This window comes from Acinetobacter sp. NEB149 (assembly GCF_012516415.1).
GTDB classification, from domain to species: domain Bacteria; phylum Pseudomonadota; class Gammaproteobacteria; order Pseudomonadales; family Moraxellaceae; genus Acinetobacter; species Acinetobacter lwoffii_V.
In genome coordinates this window covers 2079954-2100536 of sequence record NZ_CP051208.1, presented here as the reverse complement: position 1 = coordinate 2100536, position 20583 = coordinate 2079954, and the positions used below count along the sequence as shown (strand labels likewise).

The 20583-nt window shown below is 42.7% G+C and carries 19 protein-coding genes; 13 read left to right on the top strand and 6 right to left on the bottom strand.

The window, feature by feature from the left end; translation table 11 throughout:
* Positions 1-84: 84 nt before the first annotated feature.
* The gene (locus tag HGD77_RS10020) at positions 85-603 is read right to left on the bottom strand and encodes a DJ-1/PfpI family protein (RefSeq protein ID WP_004731605.1); all 519 of its coding nucleotides are present in this window, start codon (positions 601-603) and stop codon (positions 85-87) included.
* Positions 604-1090: 487 nt separating this feature from the next.
* On the opposite strand from HGD77_RS10020, the gene pheA reads away from it, so the two are divergent.
* From pheA to HGD77_RS09995, 5 genes are all read left to right on the top strand, one after another.
* On the top strand, positions 1091-2200 hold the full coding sequence (gene pheA, locus HGD77_RS10015; RefSeq protein ID WP_004278987.1) for a prephenate dehydratase: 1110 nt from the start codon (positions 1091-1093) through the stop codon (positions 2198-2200).
* Between the two features lie 66 nt (positions 2201-2266).
* Positions 2267-3358, top strand: coding sequence for a histidinol-phosphate transaminase (hisC, locus tag HGD77_RS10010; protein ID WP_004645569.1), 1092 nt, complete (start codon positions 2267-2269; stop codon positions 3356-3358).
* A gap of 3 nt (positions 3359-3361) precedes the next feature.
* Positions 3362-5608 carry a bifunctional prephenate dehydrogenase/3-phosphoshikimate 1-carboxyvinyltransferase gene (locus HGD77_RS10005; protein ID WP_004278985.1) on the top strand — a complete coding sequence of 749 codons (2247 nt, stop codon included), beginning with the start codon at positions 3362-3364 and terminating at the stop codon, positions 5606-5608.
* 99 nt (positions 5609-5707) lie between these two features.
* The gene (locus HGD77_RS10000; RefSeq protein WP_004278984.1) at positions 5708-6070 is read left to right on the top strand and encodes a hypothetical protein; all 363 of its coding nucleotides are present in this window, start codon (positions 5708-5710) and stop codon (positions 6068-6070) included.
* Positions 6058-6600 carry a GNAT family N-acetyltransferase gene (locus tag HGD77_RS09995; protein ID WP_004278982.1) on the top strand — a complete coding sequence of 181 codons (543 nt, stop codon included), beginning with the start codon at positions 6058-6060 and terminating at the stop codon, positions 6598-6600. Before HGD77_RS10000 ends, HGD77_RS09995 begins: the two co-directional genes overlap by 13 nt.
* Positions 6601-6632: 32 nt before the next feature.
* Here HGD77_RS09995 and HGD77_RS09990 read toward each other — a convergent pair whose 3' ends face one another.
* Complete coding sequence (locus tag HGD77_RS09990; RefSeq protein WP_004645565.1) at positions 6633-7265, bottom strand: alpha/beta hydrolase; 633 nt, start codon at positions 7263-7265, stop codon at positions 6633-6635.
* A gap of 123 nt (positions 7266-7388) precedes the next feature.
* Here HGD77_RS09990 and yaaA point away from each other — a divergent pair, with 123 nt between their 5' ends.
* From yaaA to HGD77_RS09970, 4 genes are all read left to right on the top strand, one after another.
* Positions 7389-8171, top strand: a complete 783-nt coding sequence (gene yaaA, locus HGD77_RS09985) for a peroxide stress protein YaaA (RefSeq protein WP_004278979.1) — start codon at positions 7389-7391, stop codon at positions 8169-8171.
* Positions 8172-9378: 1207 nt separating this feature from the next.
* The gene (locus HGD77_RS09980) at positions 9379-10701 is read left to right on the top strand and encodes an NCS2 family permease (protein WP_004278978.1); all 1323 of its coding nucleotides are present in this window, start codon (positions 9379-9381) and stop codon (positions 10699-10701) included.
* A gap of 76 nt (positions 10702-10777) precedes the next feature.
* Positions 10778-11779: an adenosine deaminase gene (locus HGD77_RS09975; protein ID WP_004278977.1), complete on the top strand. Its 1002-nt coding sequence runs from the start codon at positions 10778-10780 to the stop codon at positions 11777-11779.
* A 46-nt stretch (positions 11780-11825) separates the two neighbouring features.
* Positions 11826-12179, top strand: a complete 354-nt coding sequence (locus tag HGD77_RS09970) for a hypothetical protein (protein ID WP_004278976.1) — start codon at positions 11826-11828, stop codon at positions 12177-12179.
* Between the two features lie 43 nt (positions 12180-12222).
* On the opposite strand, the gene HGD77_RS09965 is transcribed toward HGD77_RS09970, so the two are convergent.
* Entirely contained in the window at positions 12223-12786 is a 564-nt protein-coding gene (locus tag HGD77_RS09965; RefSeq protein WP_004278975.1) for a cytochrome b, read from the bottom strand.
* 217 nt (positions 12787-13003) lie between these two features.
* Between HGD77_RS09965 and HGD77_RS09960 the strand changes: the two genes are divergently transcribed.
* Both HGD77_RS09960 and rnhB read left to right on the top strand, forming a co-directional pair.
* The gene (locus HGD77_RS09960) at positions 13004-13375 is read left to right on the top strand and encodes a hypothetical protein (protein WP_004278974.1); all 372 of its coding nucleotides are present in this window, start codon (positions 13004-13006) and stop codon (positions 13373-13375) included.
* Between the two features lie 59 nt (positions 13376-13434).
* Positions 13435-14022, top strand: coding sequence for a ribonuclease HII (gene rnhB, locus HGD77_RS09955; RefSeq protein WP_004278973.1), 588 nt, complete (start codon positions 13435-13437; stop codon positions 14020-14022).
* A 95-nt stretch (positions 14023-14117) separates the two neighbouring features.
* On the opposite strand, the gene csrA is transcribed toward rnhB, so the two are convergent.
* The 3 genes from csrA to alaS all read right to left on the bottom strand — a co-directional run bounded on the left by csrA (position 14118) and on the right by alaS (position 18661).
* Complete coding sequence (gene csrA, locus HGD77_RS09950) at positions 14118-14372, bottom strand: carbon storage regulator CsrA (RefSeq protein WP_004278972.1); 255 nt, start codon at positions 14370-14372, stop codon at positions 14118-14120.
* Between the two features lie 250 nt (positions 14373-14622).
* Positions 14623-15903 carry an aspartate kinase gene (locus HGD77_RS09945; protein ID WP_004278971.1) on the bottom strand — a complete coding sequence of 427 codons (1281 nt, stop codon included), beginning with the start codon at positions 15901-15903 and terminating at the stop codon, positions 14623-14625.
* 64 nt (positions 15904-15967) lie between these two features.
* On the bottom strand, positions 15968-18661 hold the full coding sequence (gene alaS, locus HGD77_RS09940) for an alanine--tRNA ligase (RefSeq protein WP_171526258.1): 2694 nt from the start codon (positions 18659-18661) through the stop codon (positions 15968-15970).
* A gap of 388 nt (positions 18662-19049) precedes the next feature.
* Between alaS and HGD77_RS09935 the strand changes: the two genes are divergently transcribed.
* The gene (locus tag HGD77_RS09935) at positions 19050-20072 is read left to right on the top strand and encodes a type I glyceraldehyde-3-phosphate dehydrogenase (RefSeq protein WP_004278969.1); all 1023 of its coding nucleotides are present in this window, start codon (positions 19050-19052) and stop codon (positions 20070-20072) included.
* A gap of 192 nt (positions 20073-20264) precedes the next feature.
* On the top strand, positions 20265-20561 hold the full coding sequence (locus HGD77_RS09930; RefSeq protein WP_004278968.1) for a hypothetical protein: 297 nt from the start codon (positions 20265-20267) through the stop codon (positions 20559-20561).
* Positions 20562-20583: the final 22 nt, after the last annotated feature.

Sequence of the window (20583 nt, the reverse complement as noted above, 5' to 3'; positions counted from 1 at the left end):
CAAACTATGGGACAGCAGTGGTCCCGAAGGACTCTTTTTTATAGGGGGAGAACATAGCCAAGATGGGAAATATTTTTTAAGACTTTATGATTTTAAGACATCCAAACATTCATGAATAAAAATGGGTAAATCATTGGGTAGACGCGATGAAATCAACTGATTATTGTCATTCACCAGTTCTGCATCATAATACGTGCCACCGGCACGTTGTACGCGACTGGCATGCGCGCGAATACTGGTAATAATTCGATTTTTTAGCACATCTGCTTCACATAGTAATAATGATGCATCACATAAACTAAAGATGGTTTTCTTGGCTTGATTAAAAGCCTGAATAAACTGCAGCACCCGGAGATCGGTAGATAAGGAAACTGCAGATTCACCGCCAGGAATCAGCAAGGCATCAAAATCATCAATACTGATTTGTTCGATGCCCCGGTCAATCGTCACTGCAGAACAGCCATGCAGACCATAGACCACGTTTCCTGCATTAAACTCAATATTACAGATGCTATGCTTTGCTTCAAGCAAGGCCGCAACGGGTTCAAGATATTCCTGATCTTCAAAATTATTCGTCAAAAGTACAGCTATTCTTTTTGGCATGACTGACACCCAAACGCTTGTTTTAAGTTAGACTATCTATGATTGGTTAAAAAATCGTCTCTGCTTTGTAATGGAGTAGTGATTTAATGTAAAAAATAAGTGAAATCAAAGAGAAGTCGATAAAAATGGTGTTGCAGAGTGTGCATTTTATTGTGAAATCTATCTTAGATATGAATGGTTCAAAAATGACGTTTGCAAAGCAATTATTTTAATTTTCTTATGCTTAAAACCGCTATATAGATTAAGAAATAGTGATATTTCATCTTCCTTAAAATCAGTTAATATGGACAGGCAAAGTTTACAATTTAATAATGTAAATCAAGCAGAAAAGCTGAAGTAAATGTTACTAGATATGACCAAAAGCGATAAACGGTTAAAATCAACTGTATGTTTTTAAGACTTAATCTACCAATGTCATATTGCGTAACATTTGAAAGCTCACTATTGTTATACTGAACAGATAAGGTTTATGAAGGGCGACAGAACAATGATCAACGACGATCAAAACACCACGACTTCTCTTGATTTGGTAAAAATTCGTGAAGATATCGATTCTGTTGATCAGCAAATTCAGCAATTGATTAACCGTCGGGCACGTTTGGCTGAAGCTGTGGCAAAAGCAAAGTTTGCCTCAGAAGAGAATCCGCTGTTTTACCGCCCAGAACGTGAAGCTCAGGTTTTGCGTAATGTCATGGAACGTAATGAAGGGCCATTGTCTGATACCACCATGGCGCGTCTGTTCCGTGAAATCATGTCGGCCTGTCTTGCACTTGAAGCTCCGCAAAGCATTGCTTTCCTTGGCCCAGTCGGGACTTATACCCATTCTGCGGTACTCAAGCACTTTGGTCATGATGCTGTGGTTCGTCCTTTACCGACCATTGATGAAGTTTTCCGTGACGTGGAAGCGGGCAGTGCCCATTATGGTCTGGTGCCGGTAGAAAATTCTTCTGAAGGCGTGGTCAACCATACTTTGGACTGTTTTAAAACATCGAACCTGAATGTAATTGGCGAAGTTGAATTACCGATTCACCATCAGTTCCTGATTTCTGAAAATACCCGTAAAGACAGCATCAAGCAGATTTATGCGCATCAGCAGACTTTGGCACAATGCCGTAAGTGGCTGGATGCCCATTATCCGGGTGTGGAACGTGTCGCTTTAAGCTCCAACGCAGAAGCAGCGCGCCGTATTCGTAATGAATGGCATTCTGCCGCGATTGCCTCTGAAATTGCCGCGAGCATTTATGATCTCGAAATCATGCATAGCAATATCGAGGACAATCCTGAAAATACCACACGCTTCTTGGTGATTGGTCGTGAAAAAGTGCCGCAAAGTGGTAATGACAAGACTTCATTACTGATTTCAGCACATGATCGTGCCGGGGCTTTGCTGGAAATTCTGGCGCCATTTGCCAAGCACAATATCAGTCTGACCAGTATTGAGACGCGTCCTGCACTTCCTGAAAAATGGGCTTATGTGTTCTTTATTGATCTTGAAGGCCATATTGAGCAGGAACACGTGAAAGCAGCCATTGAAGAAATTCGTCCTTTGGTCAAAGAAGTTCGCGTGCTCGGTTCATATCCTGCAGCTGTACTTTAAGTCAGCTATCCGTGGTCAGGGCGAGGATGCTGACCACTGTTTTATACCTAAAATTGGAAGTCTAAAATGTCGTTTGTTCCAGCCAATTCAGGCATCTCAAAATTAAAGCCATATCAACCGGGTAAGCCAATCAGTGAACTTGAGCGCGAGTTGGGGCTTACCGATATCGTCAAACTGGCTTCAAATGAAAACCCGCTAGGTTGTTCAGATAAAGTCAAAGAAGCGGTAGCTGCGGAAATTGCTGAAATTGGCCGTTATCCGGATGGTGGTGGTTTTATCCTGAAAGATCAGATCAAAACCCAGTTTGGTTTTAATCATGATCAGATTACCTTAGGGAATGGTTCAAACGACTTACTGGAAATGTTTGCCCGTGCATTCGTTTCAGAAAATGATTCGGTGGTGTATAGCCAGCATGCTTTTGCAGTTTATGCATTGGTAACTCAAGCCATTAATGCACAAGCGATCGAAGTACCAGCAAAAGGCTTCTCGCATGACTTGGAAGCAATGGCGGCTGCAATTCAAGACAATACCAAACTCGTCTTCATTGCAAACCCGAACAATCCAACTGGAACCTGGTTCGAAGAAGCTGAATTTGAAGCTTTCATGCAAAAAGTTCCTGCCAATGTGATTGTGGTTCTGGATGAAGCGTATGTTGAATATTTCCCGGAAAACTTCAACAGCTTGAAATTCCTTGCGCAATATCCAAACCTGATCGTTAGCCGTACTTTGTCGAAGTGTTATGGTTTGGCTGCACTACGTGTTGGTTTTGCTCTGGCTTCAGTTGAAGTGACAGATTACCTGAACCGTATTCGTCAACCATTTAATGTCAACCATCTTGCGATGGTGGCTGCGGTGGCTGCACTGAAAGATGAAGATTTTATCGCGCGTTCTCGTGAAGTGAATAAAGCCGGTATGGCGCAACTTGAGGCTGGCTTTAAGGCTTTGGGTCTTAACTATGTACCTTCACGTGCCAACTTTATTCTGGTAGATGTACAAGCAGACCCATCAGCAACCTTCAATGGTTTGCTTAAGCAAGGGGTGATTGTGCGTCCGGTCGGTATTTCTAATCACATTCGTGTATCGATTGGTACTGAAGCAGAAAATGCGAAATTCTTAAGCGCATTGGCTAAAGTACTCGGTTTAGAGGCAAAAGCTTAAACCATGTCGCAGCCACTGTTTGAAAAAGTTGCATTTATCGGGCTTGGACTGATTGGTTCAAGTCTGGCGCGTGTCATTCGAGCTGAGCATTTGGCCAATGACATTGTTGCATCGACACGTTCACAAAAGACTTTGGAAGATGCTAAATCTCTTGGCCTGATTTCCGAAGGCTATGCAGATCCTGTGGAAGCGGTCAAAGGTGCTGATCTGGTAGTGCTTGCATTACCGGTGCGTGCCACGCAAAAGGTGCTGGAAGCCATCAAGCCTTATTTATCTGCCAATACCATTATTACTGATGTGGGTAGTACCAAAGGTAATGTGGTCGATGCAGCGAAAGCGGTTTTTGGCGATGAACTGCCTGAAGGTTTTGTACCGGGCCATCCGATTGCAGGTGCCGAGCATACCGGGGTGCATGCAGGTAAAGTTGATTTATTTGCCAATCACAAGGTGATCTTGACGCCACTGCCAAGCAGTGCAGACTGGGCCGTCGATAAACTGATTCAGCTGTGGCAAGCGGCGAAAGCCGAAGTGATTTGTATGGATGTCGACAAGCACGATGAAGTGCTGGCGCATACCAGTCATCTTCCGCATCTCATGGCATTCAACTTGGTTGAGCAATTGGCCAAGCGTGAAGACAATTTAGATATATTTCGTTATGCTGCCGGTGGCTTCCGGGATTTCTCGCGAATTGCCGCTAGCGATCCACAAATGTGGCATGACATCTTTTTTGCCAACAAAAAAGCAGTTCTGAATGCTGTTGATGGCTTTGAACAGCAGCTCGCGATTATTCGCAAATTGATTGAAGATGAAGATTCCCACGCATTGATGGGCTTATTGGGTCATGCGCAGGCAGCTCGCCAGCATTTCAACCATATGCTCGCCAAGAAACCTTTCATGGAGAAAAATAAAGTGACACAACAATTTACCATTCAGCCGGGTGCCAAGAAATTTCAGGGTAAATTTACCGTGCCAGGTGACAAATCTGTGTCACATCGCTCGATCATGTTTGGTGCGATTGCAGAAGGTACCACACATGTGACCGGCTTTTTGGAAGGTGAGGATGCTCTAGCGACACTGCAAGCTTTCCGTGATATGGGAGTCAGCATTGAAGGCCCTAAAAATGGTGAAGTCACCATTCATGGTGTTGGCATGCAAGGCTTAAAAGCGCCGCAGTCTGCCATTTATATGGGCAACTCAGGCACTTCAATGCGTTTGCTGTCGGGTATGCTAGCAGCACAGAAATTTGATTCAGTCATGACTGGTGACGCATCTTTATCCAAGCGTCCAATGGAGCGTATTGCCAAGCCTTTACGTGAAATGGGTGCGCAAATTCAGACCACTGGTGAGCGAGGTACGCCACCTGTATCCATCACCGGCAACCAAAACCTGAAAGGGATTCAGTACGATTTGCCAATGGCCTCTGCTCAGGTGAAATCAGGGATTTTACTTGCAGGTCTATGGGCAGAAGGTGAAACTTCGGTGACTGAACCAGAACCAACACGCGACCATACTGAACGTATGCTACGTGCCTTTGGTTATGAAGTGAAAACCGAAGGTAATCGAATTTCACTGCAAGGTGGCGGAAAGCTGGTTGGAACCAATATTCAGGTGCCTTCAGATATTTCTTCTGCTGCTTTCTTTATGGTCGGTGCGGCCATTACTGAAAACTCGGATGTGACCCTTGAAGCAGTTGGCATTAACCCGACCCGTACTGGTGTGGTCGAAATCCTCAAGCAAATGGGTGCGGACATTACAGTTGAAAACGAGCGTATTGCAGGCGGTGAACCGATTGCCGATATTCGTATCCGTGGTACACGTACCTTAAAAGGCATTCATATGCCGGAAGATCAGGTGCCATTGGCAATTGATGAATTCCCGGCGCTATTCATTGCGGCTGCATGTGCCGAAGGTCAAACCATCCTGACCGGTGCTGCCGAGCTTCGCGTAAAAGAATCGGATCGTATTCAAGTGATGGCCGACGGTCTTCAAACCATGGGCATCGACTGTACCCCAACGGACGATGGCATCATCATTGAAGGTAAGGGCAAGTCTGGTGACTGGTCGCCAATCTTTACGGGTGGTGAAATTGAATCGCATCACGATCACCGTATCGCGATGAGTTTTTCGATTGCCGGTTTGCGTAATTCGGAGCAGATCAAGATTGTCGGAACCGAAACGGTCGCAACCAGTTTCCCGACCTTCACAGAATTGACCTCAATCGCAGGACTGCCAATTCAAGTATCAGAATAATTTTTAAAATTATGTGAAACAGCCAAGCTTTTGCTTGGCTGTTTTGTTTATATTGCTTATGCTAAACCCATATAAGAAAAAAGCCATTTGGAAGTAGCGATGCGAAAATTAAAATTCATGGCCAATACCCAGAGCCAAACACCACGGGATGGTCAAGAAACCCAGGAATATGTAGCACATTTACTTGCCGAAAAATTAGGTAAATACGGTTTTCAGACCTTAAGCCAAAGTGGTGCTCAGGTTGCCGTCAGCGTAGAAGAACATGCGCTGCCTTTATCAGTGAGTTGCGAAACCAGAGATGAACAAGGGCATCTGGTCTGTGAGATTGCCTCATATCCTGAAGAAGAACAGGACTGGCTGGATCGTATCACCGAAAGAAGTTTGCTTAATCAGCTTGCACAGGCAGTGGAAACCTCTCTAAAAGAGCAGGAACGCTTTAGCGAGTTTGAATGGAAGAGCTAATTCAACAGACTCAATCAGCTTTGCCTACACTGCAAAGTAAACGCTTGATCCTGAATTGTTTTAAATCAGCCGATGCCAAAGAAACTTATGCTTCAATTACGCCGAGTTTGACACGTTTTATGGCGTGGGACCCACCACAATCTGAACAGGGATTTGCAACAGTCTGGCAAAATTGGCTGGAAAATATGACTGATTATAAAGAATATGTATTTGTGATCCGTCATATTGAAACACAAGAATTTATTGGGCTATGTGGTTTGCATCGACTTCATGATGAAATACCTGAAGTCGGTATTTGGATTCGTGAAACTGCACATGGTCATCATTATGGACATGAGGTAGTGCATTGTGTTGTGGCTTATGCTTTCAATACATTAGGGATTCAAGTTTTAAGCTACCCGGTAGCAGAAGAAAACTGGGCTAGCCGTAAAATTGCAGAACGCTTGGGCGGAAAAATTATCCGCTACATCGATAAGCCTAAATATCGGGCTGTGATGTATGAAATTTTTGCAGAAGATTTTGTCTTTTAATAAAAAACCCATCATTTGATGGGTTTTTTTATTTAGCCAAGCGCTAAGTACCGGGTCATTGCGATCCGTAATTGCTTTAAATAGCCGGTAAAGAAATGGTTGGCACCAGGTAATACGGTCACTAAATGGCGTTGTGGCTTTGCCCATTCAATCATATCTGAGAGCAAAGTCACTTCATCGGCTTCACCGTGAATGAACAGAATGTCGCCTTTGATGGCTGGTGTCACATAATGACGAATACCAGCTACTGTTGCAGTCGGCAGACCACATAAAATGGTTTGCTTTGGTTGCAGTTCTACCGGTAAGGCTGCATAGCTTTTTGCCATGACATGCGCACCAAAACTAAAACCGCCTGCATAAAAAGGCAGGGCAATATGCTGGTTGCGAGCGAACCGAATGACTTCTAATACATCATCCGTCTCACCGAAGCCCTCGTCGTGTATACCTTCACTTTGACCAGAACCACGGAAACTTGGACGATACACAATACAGCCACGTTCCAGATACATTTGTGCCAGTAAAACCGGAACCTTATGTTGTGGTGTACCGCCTTGCAATGGATGGGGGTGACAAACTACCGCGAATCCTTTCACTTCACCCTGAGGATAATCCACAAAAACTTCAATCTGACCCGCAGGCCCTTGAAGAAAAATTTGCTCGGGCATATAAAAACCGATGATTAACAGGAGAATCGTGCATTTTAACGATTATGGTGAATAAAAACATGAATTGGAATTAAAATAAGCAGACTGATATAGTTTGATTAATCATTTTTTGACCAGGTTGCCATGCTCGCTTTAATTTCTCCAGCCAAAACTCTCGATTACGATACTCCATTACCGACTGACCAATTTACTCAAGCGAGATTATTAGAACATTCACAGGACTTGATCAACGTTTGTCGCACACTTTCTGCAACAGAAATTTCCAGCTTAATGAGTGTTAGTGAAAAAATTGCCACTTTAAATACCGCACGTTTTAATGACTGGCAACCGAATTTTAATTTAGCCAATGCCCGTCAGGCGATTTTTGCATTTAAAGGCGATGTCTATACAGGTCTGGATGCCTATAGTTTAAAACATGAAGATCTGCACTATGCACAAGACCGTTTACGCATGTTGTCTGGATTATATGGACTCTTACGTCCCTTGGATTTGATGATGCCGTACCGTCTGGAAATGGGAACCAAATTGGCCAATTCCCGCGGGCATAACCTATATGACTTCTGGGCACATCACATTACTGATCTGATTAATCAGGATCTAGCAGCAGCAAATTCTGAAATCCTGGTGAATATCGCCTCTGATGAATATTACAAATCAGTCAACGAGTGCAAAATTCAGGCAGACATTATCAAGCCGGTATTTCTGGATCAGAAAAATGGCAAATATAAAGTGATTAGTTTCTATGCCAAAAAAGCACGCGGTCTCATGGCGCGTTTTATGATTGAAAATAAAATTGATTGTGTCGAAGAGTTGAAAGCTTTTAATAGCGATGGCTATTATTTCGATGCAGACAGTTCACTTAAGGGAGAACTGGTGTTCAAACGTGATGAACAACTGAGTGCATAAATGAGATGATTCCCAGTATTCAGCATGAGGATATATATGCCGGATATTGGGATGTCGTTATTATGGTTAGGTTCTTGAACTATGTACATGCATGTGATGTGAGTAGGGAATAATAGACAGCATCATGACAACTATAAAATCTGTAATTCTTGAATATCAGGTAGAGCTTCAAGGTAATTAAAAATAAAAAATATCGCTAAACATCTTGAAATCCCTAGCAAAATCTCCCTTATTTAGATCATTTTATTCTAAAAATTAAAGTTGAGTATTCTTGGAAAAGGCCGATAAAATAAATCGAAATAATTTCTATTGAATAGGTTAGATTTCATTTATCTCCATATCTTAATTTTGAATAAACTTCTTTTAGGTGGTTTAAAAAATATATTAAATTCAATTATTTAGTTTTTTTAAAAGGATTTTTAATAGGATCGATTTTTTGAAAAAAGAATTATAAATTAATTAAGTATTAATAAATAAAACGACATAAAATTAATATTTAGAGGATAAATAAATGCCTTCTATCGGGTTAAATGTAAACTATGTCACAAGTTTGTTAGGTTTTTTGTTAGCATAATTGCATAGTGTTACAAAGCAGCATAATAAAAATGAAAATATATGCTATCCCTGTTTTTGCCTTAATGATCAGTTTATTAGGATTTTGTGTCCATAAACAGTCCGAAATCAGAAAATATGAAAAGATCCGTCATGTCTTGAACGATGGACGTGATTCAAGCAAATTGCTGGAATCCAATCGGCATCGACATTAAGCAGCTTGTACTACCTTCCTCCCGCCAATTGGGCTGGATTAGTAAAATTAAAAACATAATAAATATAATAAAATTTTTTAAATATTCACCTGGAATATATTAATTTCTAATAAAGTGTAAAATCAAATAAGCAATAAGAAATCAATGTGTTATAATTTGCCAACGATCAGGATGAAGCAGAATTCATCTTGTTAAGCATTTGATTTAAATCGAGAAAATAAAGCTGCATAAAGGTTATGCAGCTTTTTTGTTTAGATTTTTTTTGGGTTTTTATAGCATAGCCCTGGGGCTGTAAGCTGTTCCAACATTTTAACCCGTCAAATGGCTATGCTGGCATATTCGTTGCTAACACATCCTTAAAATTGATGAATTTTTTTATAAAATTTCATTTATTTGACGGCTTGCTTAAAGCATAAAGTTTACTCAATAGGGGCTAGGTCATGACGACTCCTAATCCATCTTCAGAAAGTATGCTTGAACGTCTGTTTAAACTGAGTGAAAACAAAACCAGTTTCCGTACAGAAGTTCTTGCCGGTGTGACAACATTCTTAACGATGTGTTACATCATTATTGTCAATCCGATGATTTTGTCCGAAACGGGGATGGATCATGGGGCTGTCTTTGTAGCAACCTGTCTTGCAGCCGCGATTGGCTGTTTAGTCATGGGCTTGATTGCAAATTATCCAATTGCACTTGCACCAGGCATGGGCTTGAATGCCTTCTTTACCTATTCCGTATGTTTGGGAATGGGTGTGCCTTGGCAAACAGCACTTGGGGCTGTGTTTATCTCCGGTCTTGTGTTTATTGCGATCAGCATATTCAAAATCCGTGAAGCCATTGTCAATGCGATTCCAATGTCGCTGAAACTGGCCATCGGTGGTGGTATTGGCTTATTCCTTGCGCTGATTGCTTTGAAAAATGCCGGCCTGATTGTGGATAATCCCGCTACATTGGTAGGTTTGGGTGATTTAAAACAACCATCGGTTTTACTTGCATTATTTGGTTTCCTTCTGGTTGTTGTGATGCATCACTTTAAAGTGCGTGGTGCGATCATCATCAGTATTTTGGTGTTAACCGGTATTTCAGCAGCATTGGGTCTGAGTGAATTTAAAGGTGTGGTTGGCGCAGTGCCATCGATTGCACCCACATTTATGCAAATGAGCTTTGAAGGTCTGTTCACTGCCAGTTTAATTGGCGTGATTTTTGTCTTCTTTCTGGTTGATCTGTTTGACTCAACCGGTACGCTCGTAGGTGTTTCACACCGTGCAGGCTTGTTGAAAGATGGCAAACTGCCGCGTTTGAAAAAAGCACTTTTTGCTGACTCTTCTGCAATTGTTGCAGGTGCAGCTTTAGGTACCTCATCGACTACACCATACATTGAATCTTCTGCAGGCGTAGCAGCCGGTGGCCGTACAGGTCTAACTGCCGTCGTAGTCGGTATCCTGTTTGTTGCCTGTTTGTTCCTGGCACCATTGGCACAGTCTGTACCAAGCTTTGCAACCGCGCCAGCGCTGTTATTTGTCGGTGTCTTAATGATTCAAGGTATCGTGCATATTGACTGGGAAGACATTACAGAAGCAGTCCCTGCATTTTTAACCATTGTATTTATGCCATTTACCTATTCGATTGCGGATGGTATTGCGATGGGCTTCATTAGCTATGCACTGATCAAATTGTTAACCGGTAAGGCATCAACTGTACCGTATATGGTCTGGATTGTTGCAGTACTATGGACGCTTAAATTCGCACTATTTGGCGGCTAATTTTTCTAGATTTGGAAAGGGTGTAAACTCAGTTTGCACCCTTTTTTTATTATTTTAGGTTTCATGAGGAGAAGCGATGAACCGTCTTGAGTTGATTCGAGCTTTGCCAAAAGCCGAGCTTCATGTTCATATTGAGGGCACTTTTGAGCCTGAGCTAATGTTTGCGATCGCTCAGCGTAATAAAATTGCCATCCCGTATAAATCTGTTGAAGAAGTTAAACAGGCCTATAACTTTCATAATCTTCAGTCCTTCCTGGATATTTATTATGCTGGTGCTACTGTATTGATTCATGAACAGGATTTTTATGATCTGGCCTGGGCGTATTTTGAGAAATGTGCTGAAGACCGGGTCGTGCATATTGAAATGTTCTTTGATCCACAGACCCATACCGATCGTGGCGTTGCTTTTGCAACCGTGATCAACGGCTTGCAAAAAGCCTGTGATGATGCCAAAACTAAACTTGGTATCAGTTCACATCTGATTATGTGCTTCTTGCGTCATTTAAGTGAAGATGCTGCATTTGCAACATTGGAACAGGCCTTACCTTATAAAGACCAGATTATTGCAGTCGGTTTGGACTCAAGTGAAGTCGGGCATCCACCTTCAAAGTTTGAACGTGTCTTTGCTAAAGCGCGTGAAGCAGGTTTCTTGGTTGTAGCACATGCAGGTGAGGAAGGCCCGGCAGCCTATGTCTGGGAAGCTTTAGATTTGCTGAAAGTAAATCGTATTGATCATGGTGTACGTTCGGAAGAGGATCCGGCGTTAATGCAGCGCCTGATCGCAGAAAAGATGCCACTGACGGTTTGCCCATTGTCAAACCTGAAACTCTGCGTCGTGGATGATATGCAGCAGCATAATATCCGTCGCCTCTTACAGCAAGGTGTGCATGTCACGGTCAATTCAGATGATCCATCTTATTTTGGTGGTTATATGAATGACAATTTTATTGCCATTGCTGAAGCACTGGATTTAAGCAACGAGGAATTGAAGCAGTTGGCCATCAACTCATTTGAAGCTTCTTTTATTACCGATGCTGATAAAGAGCAATGGATCAACCAGATCCGTGCCCTGGTTTAAGTTTTTAGATAACAGGCAGGGTACGCTCTGCCTTTGTTTTTTATAAATGGATATGAAGTTGAAACATGTAATTCTACTCATCAGTAGCGTGTTGATATCTGCCTGCTCAAATGCAGATATGACTTTGACACAGCGTACTTTAAAACCCGTGATTGAATACCAATGTGCAAAAGAATTGAAAGCATCTAAATTCTGGACTGCCTCGACCTATTTTATGCAGGACAAAAATAAAGCTGAACTTGAGCAAAATGTCTGTTCATGTGTAGGTGAGCATGCACTCAAGGATATTCCGGCAAGCACTTTACTGAAAGCGACTCTGGATGAAGAAGTAAAGTCAAAACTCACGCAACAGGCTATTGCAAACAGTCTGAAAGGCTGCATGACCGAGTTCTTAAAATAAAATCAGCTTTGCAATGAAAGCTGATTGAGTGTGGTTTTGCAGATTATTTTTTAGAAGATTTGGATTGTCGGGTCATGCTGTTGAGTACATGATCTTTATCGATAAAATGATGTTTCAGTGCTGCGAAAATATGTCCAACTAAAAGTAAGCCAACTGCCCAGGAAAGCCAGATATGCAGGGGTTTTACGATCGCGGTTACAGCCGGATTTTCTGAAATCAGTGCCGGCAGGTTAAATAAATATAGCACTGGTGCTGGATAGCCCAGACTCCAGCTATATAAACAGCCGGTGACAGGTAGGGCAATCAGCATAAAATACAAAGCCAGATGACCTGCATGTGCCAAAGTTTTCATCCGGGGTGACATAGTGTCCGGTAGTTCAGGGGCAGGGTGGGTATAACGCCAGAAAATTCGCACAACCAACAGGAAAATAATGGTGGTGGCGATATTTTTATGCAGGGTGATGACATCGCCTTTAAAGCTGCCATCGACTTCATAACTTAAAAAATTCCCACTATAAAAACCAATCAGCCAGGCCGCAATAAAGATAACTGCCATGATCCAGTGCAACCATTGTACCGTGCGCGTGTAATATTGTACTTTTTCCATGTGATTTTCGATTGCCCTCAAAGATGGATGCACCTTAGCAAAGGGCGAATCAGCCCAGCAATTCCAAATCTGCAACGCTATGGTGGCTTTCATGCAACATCCATTGAAATGGCTGGGTGCAGATTAAACATTCAGGATGATTTATAGATTTCTTATTCAGGTGAATTTCGGCACAATAGCGTCACGCTTCATATATGAATAAACAAGGAACAGATCTGTGAAAAAATTATTGGCTGCACTTGCTCCGCTTACTTTGGTTTTATCGGCTTGTGCAACAACAGGCAGCCCTGAAACGCAAACCACGACTCAACAGCTGGGTGGGGCTGCGCTTAAAATCGCGATCAATGCAAAATGTACGACTGAGCTGAATAATATTCCAGCATGGCAAACAGCTACACGTCTAATGACTACGACCCAAAAGCAGAATATCCAGACTGAAATTTGTGGCTGTGTCAGCGAAAAAGCACCCCAAAGCGTAACAGCGGTAGATTTGGCGACTGCAGCGATTGACCCGGCAGCACGTGCGACGATTGTCGGCAATGTGGTTGCAAAAACCATTAACGCTTGTGTAGCTGAAGCTGTAAACTAAGCCAAGATTAAATTGAAATAGGCTGACTGGTTCAGCCTATTTTTTATGGAAAAATAGACATGAAGATTGCTGGTGTAGATGAAGCAGGGCGTGGGCCATTAGTGGGTTCGGTGGTCGCTGCGGCAGTTATTTTGGATCCGAACAACCCGATTGAGGGTTTAAATGATTCTAAAAAACTCACTGAAAAGAAGCGTGAAAAACTTTTTATCGAGATTCAGGAAAAAGCGCTGGCATGGGCCATTGCTGAGGCTTCTGCGGCAGAGATTGATGAACATAATATTTTGCAAGCTTCTTTGCTGGCCATGCGCCGTGCTGTAGAAGCTTTGCCAGTTCAGCCTGAGCATGTATTGGTCGATGGCAACAAGATTCCACAGGGCCTTGCTATGAGCTGTGATGCCGTGGTGGGTGGTGATGCACTGCATGCTGAAATTTCAGCAGCCAGTATTCTGGCGAAAGTAACCCGTGATCATCAGATGATCGAGATGGACCAGAAGCATCCGCAATTTGGCTTTGCCAAGCACAAGGGTTATCCGACCAAGGCACATTTTGAAGCGATTGCCTTACATGGCGTGATTGATGAGCATCGTCGCAGTTTTGGGCCGGTAAAAAAGGTGATTGCAGCATTACAGCAGGGTGCAGAACTTTAAGTTTTATTTTAAATTATCTAAGTATTTAATATTTTTGTATAAAATTTAGACAAATTTAAAGCGGCTCAAAAGCCGCTTTATTCTTCGCACAAACATTAACGGTTAAAGTTATTTTGTGTCTGGCTATCGTCTTCATAAGAAGGTTGGTAATCTTGATCGATATGTTGAAGATGTTCATGCATTGCACGTTCATGCTGGATACGCTGGTAAATCTCTTCACGGTGCACAGAGACTTCTTTCGGAGCATTTACCCCGATACGAACCTGGTTACCTTTTACACCAAGCACAGTCACACTGACTTGATCACCAATCATTAAAGTTTCCCCGACGCGTCGAGTCAGAATCAGCATGTTTTTCTCCTTGCAAAATGCAAAACCTGCAATCTATTGAATGTAAAACAAAAAGCACAACCAAAAATTACAAAATAAGATCTGGATAGAAATTCTGTCATCTGGGTGAAAGATTTTAATCTATCTCAGCTGGTTAAAAATCCTCAGGCTTAATATAACAGAGCCACTATAAAAAAAACTATAGTGGCTCTGCATTTTTGTAGACTTTTATAAAATACTGTCAAACAATGACAATATTCTGTCTTAACGCTTAAGCACGTGCGCTAGATTCGCCTTGTTCACGGTCTAAACCGAATGCGGTATGCAATGAACGAACCGCAAGTTCAAGATAATTTTCTTCAATGATCACAGAAATCTTGATTTCAGACGTCGAGATCATCAGGATGTTAATACCTTCATCTGCCAATGCTGTAAACATTTTGCTCGCTACACCGGCATGTGAACGCATACCGACACCTACGATCGATACTTTTACGATATCTGAACGAGTCGCAACTTCACGTGCACCAATTTCTTGAGCAGTTGCTTCAAGAATGGCTTTGGCTTTATTTAATTCGCCACGGTTCACAGTAAAAGTGAAATCAGTTGTACCATCTTCTTCAACGTTCTGGATAATCATATCCACTTCAACATTGGCATCACCAATCGGGCACAAAATTTTAGAAGCAATACCCGGTTCGTCAGGCACGCCTAAAATAGTTAATTTTGCTTCGTCACGGTTAAATGCGATACCGGAGATAATTGGCTGTTCCATATTGTCTTCCAATTCAGTCGTAATAAGTGTACCAACGTTTTGCTTAAACTCTTCGTCGAATGCGCCATCGTTGTCATTGTCGAAACTTGATAATACGCGTAAAGGCACCTGGTATTTACCAGCAAATTCAACTGAACGAATTTGCAGGACTTTAGAACCGAGTGACGCCATCTCAAGCATTTCTTCAAATGAAATACGATCAACTTTTTTTGCTTTTGGTGCAACACGTGGATCGGTGGTATATACACCGTCAACGTCGGTATAAATCTGGCATTCATCTGCTTTGAGGGCGGCAGCAATTGCAACACCTGAAGTATCAGAACCGCCACGCCCTAAAGTGGTGGTATTGCCATGTTCATCAAAACCCTGGAAACCGGCAACGACAAGTACGCGGCCTGCATCCAGATTTGAGTTTAGGACTTCAGTATCAATGGATTCGATACGTGCCTTATTGAATGAGCTGTCGGTTTTCATGCCAACCTGGCGACCTGTTAGTGATTTTGCTTCAACTCCAATTGAGTTCAGCGCCATTGCTAACATAGAAATCGTAACCTGTTCACCCGTAGATACCATTTGGTCTAGTTCACGTGGGTCAGGGGTTTCGGTAATGGCCTTCGCTAAAGCAAGCAGACGATTGGTTTCGCCACTCATTGCTGATACCACTACCACTACCTTGTGGCCGTGGTCATGCCAGCGCTTTACACGACGAGCAACATTTAAAATGCGCTCGGGAGTACCCATAGAGGTACCGCCATATTTTTGAACGATTAATGCCATAGTTGTTCCATATAAGCCATGACCCTGATGTACCCATCAGGGTCAGTTACACAAAATTGAAGTTTTATTTTGCTGCAAGCCAGGCAGTTAAATCTGCCATCACTGGAGCAAACTTCTCGTTAAGTGGCGCGCCACCTTGTGCCAAGTCAGGTTTACCACCACCTTTACCACCTAGCTCATTCGCTAAATGTTTGATGATGTCACCTGCTTTAATAGAAGCAGTAAAGTCTTTTGCCACAGATGCGATCAAGCTCACCTTGTCACCCTCTACACCTGCAAGAACAATCACTGCATTTTCTAATTTTGATTTCACACCGTCGTGCAGGTTGCGAAGTGCTTTCGCATCCATGTTTTCAACAGTTGTAATCAAGGTTGCACGACCTGCAATGCTTTGAACTTGGCTTAGAAGTTCACCGGCTTGCAGGCTAGCAAGTTTTTGATTGAGTTGTTCGATCTGTTTCTGCAAGCTCGATGCAGTATCAACCAACGCTTCAACTTTTTCTAAAGTCTGGTCTTTTTGTGCTTTGAGCAAACCGTTAATCATATTGATATCGCGATCGGCTTTTTGCGCAACTTCAACTGCTTTAGTGCCTGTTACTGCTTCAATACGACGTACACCGGCTGCCACACCACCTTCAGAGGTGATTTTGAACAGACCGATATCACCGGTACGTTTTACGTGAATACCACCGCAAAGTTCGATTGAGAAGTTTTTCTCTTCAATCACTGAACCCATAGACAGTACACGTACTTCGTCACCGTATTTCTCGCCAAACAGCATCATCGCGCCTTTAGCTTTCGCAGACTCGATATCCAGAAGTTCAGTAGACACCGCAGTATTGGCAATCACTTCAGCATTGACCAAACGTTCAATTTCTTGCAGCTGTTCAAAGCTTACAGGTTGGTCATTGGCAAAGTCAAAACGTAACACATCAGATGCAACCAATGAACCTTTTTGCTGTACATGTGAACCTAAAATTTGACGTAACGCAGCATGTAGCAGGTGAGTCGCAGAGTGGTTGCGCGCAGTTGCTGCACGAATATCTGCTTTTACTGTTGCTTCTACATTTTGAGTAACTTTCAAGTTACCCATCGTCACGATACCTTGGTGTACAAATGCGCCACCAGATTTTTTGGTATCTTGAACTTCGAAAATACCAGTATCGTTTTTAAAGATACCTGTATCACCGATTTGACCGCCGCTTTCTGCGTAGAAAGGTGTTTGGTTGAGTACGATCAGTGCTTCATCGCCTTCAAACACTTCATCAACTTGCTCGCCATCTTTGTAGATTGCGATGATTTGACCTTCACCTGCAGTTGCGTCATAACCATCAAACTGAGTTTCGCCTTCAACTTTAACTACGCTGTTGTAGTCGATCGCGAATTTACCTGCATCACGTGCGCGTTGACGCTGTGCAGCCATTTCAGTTTCGAAACCAGCTTCGTCAATAGTTAAGTCACGTTCACGTGCGATATCTGCAGTCAAGTCTGTCGGGAAGCCGTAAGTGTCGTAAAGTTTAAATACTACTTCACCCGGAATCACAGAACCTTTTAACTGTGCCAATTCACCTTCAAGCAATTTCAAACCTTGCTCAAGTGTTTTGGCAAATTGTTCTTCTTCTTTAAGAAGTTGTGCTTCGATACGTGCTTGTTGAGCAGCAAGTTCAGGGTATGCATCGCCCATCACTTCGATCAGTGGCTTCAACATTTTGTGGAAGAACGAACCTGTTGCGCCTAATTTGTTACCATGACGTACTGCACGACGGATAATACGACGTAGTACATAACCACGGCCTTCATTCGATGGATTTACGCCATCAGCGATCAAGAATGAACATGAACGTGCATGGTCCGCAACGACTTTCAATGAAGCAGGATACTGAACTGGTGTCCCTTTCTCAGCAGCTTCAGCTTCAAGTGCTGTAGTGTTCAAACCAATGATTTCAGCCGCAGCTTTAAGTAAATGCTGGAACAGGTCGATTTCGTAGTTTGAGTTGACGTGCTGTAAAACGGCAGAAATACGCTCCAAGCCCATACCTGTATCCACAGAAGGCGCTGGAAGAGGGTGTAATACACCATCCGCAGTACGGTTGAACTGCATGAAAACGTTGTTCCAGATTTCAATGAAGCGGTCACCATCTTCTTCAGGCGTGCCTGGCAGGCCACCCCAGATATGCTCACCGTGGTCAAAGAAGATTTCAGAACATGGACCACATGGACCGGTATCGCCCATTGCCCAGAAGTTATCTGATGCGTATTGACCGCCTTTGTTATCGCCAATGCGGATAATGCGAGAAGCGTCTAGACCGATTTCTTTGTTCCAGATGTCAAAGGCTTCATCATCGGTGTAGTAAACGGTTGCATAGAGTTTATCTTTAGGAAGACCAAGCCATTCTTCGTTAGTCAAAAAGTCCCAGGCAAATTTGATCGCATCACGTTTGAAGTAATCACCAAATGAGAAGTTACCCAACATTTCAAAGAAAGTGTGGTGACGTGCTGTATAACCCACATTGTCTAAGTCATTGTGCTTACCACCTGCGCGTACGCATTTTTGTGATGACACTGCACGTACATAATCGCGTTTTTCTAGACCTAAGAAGCAATCTTTAAACTGGTTCATACCAGCATTGGTGAACAGCAAAGTTGGGTCATTGGCAGGTACTAGAGAACTCGACGCGACACGTGTATGCCCTTGCGATTCAAAGTAACGCAAAAATGCTTCACGAATTTCAGCTGATGTCATAAAACGAGTACTCACAACCAAGTCACTCCATAATTTCCGATTTGGCTAAAACACCACAGTCTGACAAGCATACAAGAGCTCTGCTGCAATGCGGGGCTTAAAAATTTAAAACGCCAAATTATAACGGAAAAAGCAGTATGCACCAATCATTTTAAAACCAATTGCGAAGGATTTATTTACTCAGGTTTTTCGCTGAATAATTAAATTGAATTTTCCCACAGTAGAATTCGTGGATATCCATCACATTAAAAATAACTGGAATTTTAAATGACCCAGATACAGACGGATGGATCAGAAATAAAATAATCGAAAATCAGTATTTTCACTGAAGTTTTTTAATGTACGGCGCCAGAAATCCTTTAACATAGAAGAGTTTTAAAATAGGCATATAAAAGGTCGAGTCATGCAACGAGTGGCAATCAATGGATTTGGGCGTATTGGACGGAATGTACTGCGTGCATGGTTTGAAAACCCGAAAGATTTTAATTTTGAAATCGTTGCCATTAACGATATTGCCGATGTTGAAACCCTGATTCACCTGTTTAAATATGACTCGACCCATGGCCGTTTTCCGGGGCAGGTGGATCTCAGCTATGATACTGAACATATCTATATGCATATCAGCTATCAAGATGCTGCATTAAAAGTACAGGTTTTGTGTGAGTCGCAGCCGGCTAAGTTGCCTTGGCAAAACTTGGCGGTAGATGTAGTGCTTGAATGTACTGGACTGTTCCGTTCTCGTGAAGCCGCGACCCAGCATATTGGAGCAGGGGCGAAACGTGTGATTATCGGCGCAGCACCTTTTGATACGGTCGATGCCGCGATTGTCTATGGTGTCAATCATCATGAAGTCAAAGCATCGGACCAGATCATTTCCAGTGTTTCTTGTACTACACAGGCTTTGGTGCCACTGGTCAAAATTGTCGATGATGCTTTTGGCATCACTAGCGCCCTGATGACTGAAATCCATGCTGTAACGGCGGATCAGTCGGTACTGGATCATGCGCATCGTGATTTGCGTCGTGCACGTGCTTCAGGCCATAACATCATTCCTACGACTTCGAGCGCACTCGGTGCCTTAAAGCGTGTCATGCCAAAAATGGAAGATCGTATTGATGGTTATTCAATTCGGGTGCCGACCATTAATGTGGCCGCGATTGATTTAACGTTTGTCTCCCAGTCGCCGATTACCGATCACAAGCTGAATGAAGTGCTGATCAAGGCTGCCCAGCAGGATTTTGCGGAAATTATGGCCGTGACAGATGAGCCATTGGTATCGAGTGATTTTAATCATTCCCCATATTCATTGATTGTGGATTTGACCCAGACTCTAGTCGTTGGGCATCAAGCCAAAGTCTTTGCCTGGTACGATAACGAGTGGGGCTATGCCAACCGTCTGCTGGATTTATGTGAATCATTTCATTAAGTTCGGGTTATCTAAACCTCAAAAGCACCGAGATACGGTGCTTTTTTCTTGCCTGTAAATATTCTGCAAGCCATGTTTTAAGAGAATTTGCCGGTAATTGATCGAAAATCAGGAATTGAGGCTGAATTATTTACGTTATCTGCAGCATTTTTCGTTAAGATAAAGACAATAAAATGAAATAAGAGCAAGCACATGATGGTGGTTTGGGGATTTATTATACTGCTGACTTTGGCGGTAATTTTTCTGATCTGGCTGCAGTTTAATCAGAGTGATGAGCCACGTAGCGTGGAAGGCGTGCCAGTCGAAGAAAAAATCGTGCATCTGGAAGAAAATTTAAAAAAGACCCTGGAAATCATGCAGGATCTAGCCAAAAAAATGCATGTGCAGCAGGAAGTGCTGGATCAGACCACAGCCAAACTTCAGCAGGTTGAATTGCAAAATGCCGAACTGGTCAGTTTGCTGACCAAAGTGGTTGATCCACAGAAATAAACAAAACCCCTTTAGAGATCAT

Coding starts and splice junctions, on each gene's coding strand:
- HGD77_RS09935 (WP_004278969.1), top strand. CDS start 19,050: ATGCAACGAGTGGCAATCAATGGATTTGGGCGTATTGGACGGAATGTA.
- HGD77_RS09945 (WP_004278971.1), bottom strand. CDS start 15,903: ATGGCATTAATCGTTCAAAAATATGGCGGTACCTCTATGGGTACTCCC.
- csrA (WP_004278972.1), bottom strand. CDS start 14,372: ATGCTGATTCTGACTCGACGCGTCGGGGAAACTTTAATGATTGGTGAT.
- yaaA (WP_004278979.1), top strand. CDS start 7,389: ATGCTCGCTTTAATTTCTCCAGCCAAAACTCTCGATTACGATACTCCA.
- HGD77_RS10000 (WP_004278984.1), top strand. CDS start 5,708: ATGCGAAAATTAAAATTCATGGCCAATACCCAGAGCCAAACACCACGG.
- hisC (WP_004645569.1), top strand. CDS start 2,267: ATGTCGTTTGTTCCAGCCAATTCAGGCATCTCAAAATTAAAGCCATAT.
- HGD77_RS10020 (WP_004731605.1), bottom strand. CDS start 603: ATGCCAAAAAGAATAGCTGTACTTTTGACGAATAATTTTGAAGATCAG.
- rnhB (WP_004278973.1), top strand. CDS start 13,435: ATGAAGATTGCTGGTGTAGATGAAGCAGGGCGTGGGCCATTAGTGGGT.
- HGD77_RS10005 (WP_004278985.1), top strand. CDS start 3,362: ATGTCGCAGCCACTGTTTGAAAAAGTTGCATTTATCGGGCTTGGACTG.
- HGD77_RS09990 (WP_004645565.1), bottom strand. CDS start 7,265: ATGCCCGAGCAAATTTTTCTTCAAGGGCCTGCGGGTCAGATTGAAGTT.
- HGD77_RS09965 (WP_004278975.1), bottom strand. CDS start 12,786: ATGGAAAAAGTACAATATTACACGCGCACGGTACAATGGTTGCACTGG.
- HGD77_RS09930 (WP_004278968.1), top strand. CDS start 20,265: ATGATGGTGGTTTGGGGATTTATTATACTGCTGACTTTGGCGGTAATT.
- pheA (WP_004278987.1), top strand. CDS start 1,091: ATGATCAACGACGATCAAAACACCACGACTTCTCTTGATTTGGTAAAA.
- HGD77_RS09975 (WP_004278977.1), top strand. CDS start 10,778: ATGAACCGTCTTGAGTTGATTCGAGCTTTGCCAAAAGCCGAGCTTCAT.
- HGD77_RS09995 (WP_004278982.1), top strand. CDS start 6,058: ATGGAAGAGCTAATTCAACAGACTCAATCAGCTTTGCCTACACTGCAA.
- HGD77_RS09970 (WP_004278976.1), top strand. CDS start 11,826: ATGGATATGAAGTTGAAACATGTAATTCTACTCATCAGTAGCGTGTTG.
- HGD77_RS09980 (WP_004278978.1), top strand. CDS start 9,379: ATGACGACTCCTAATCCATCTTCAGAAAGTATGCTTGAACGTCTGTTT.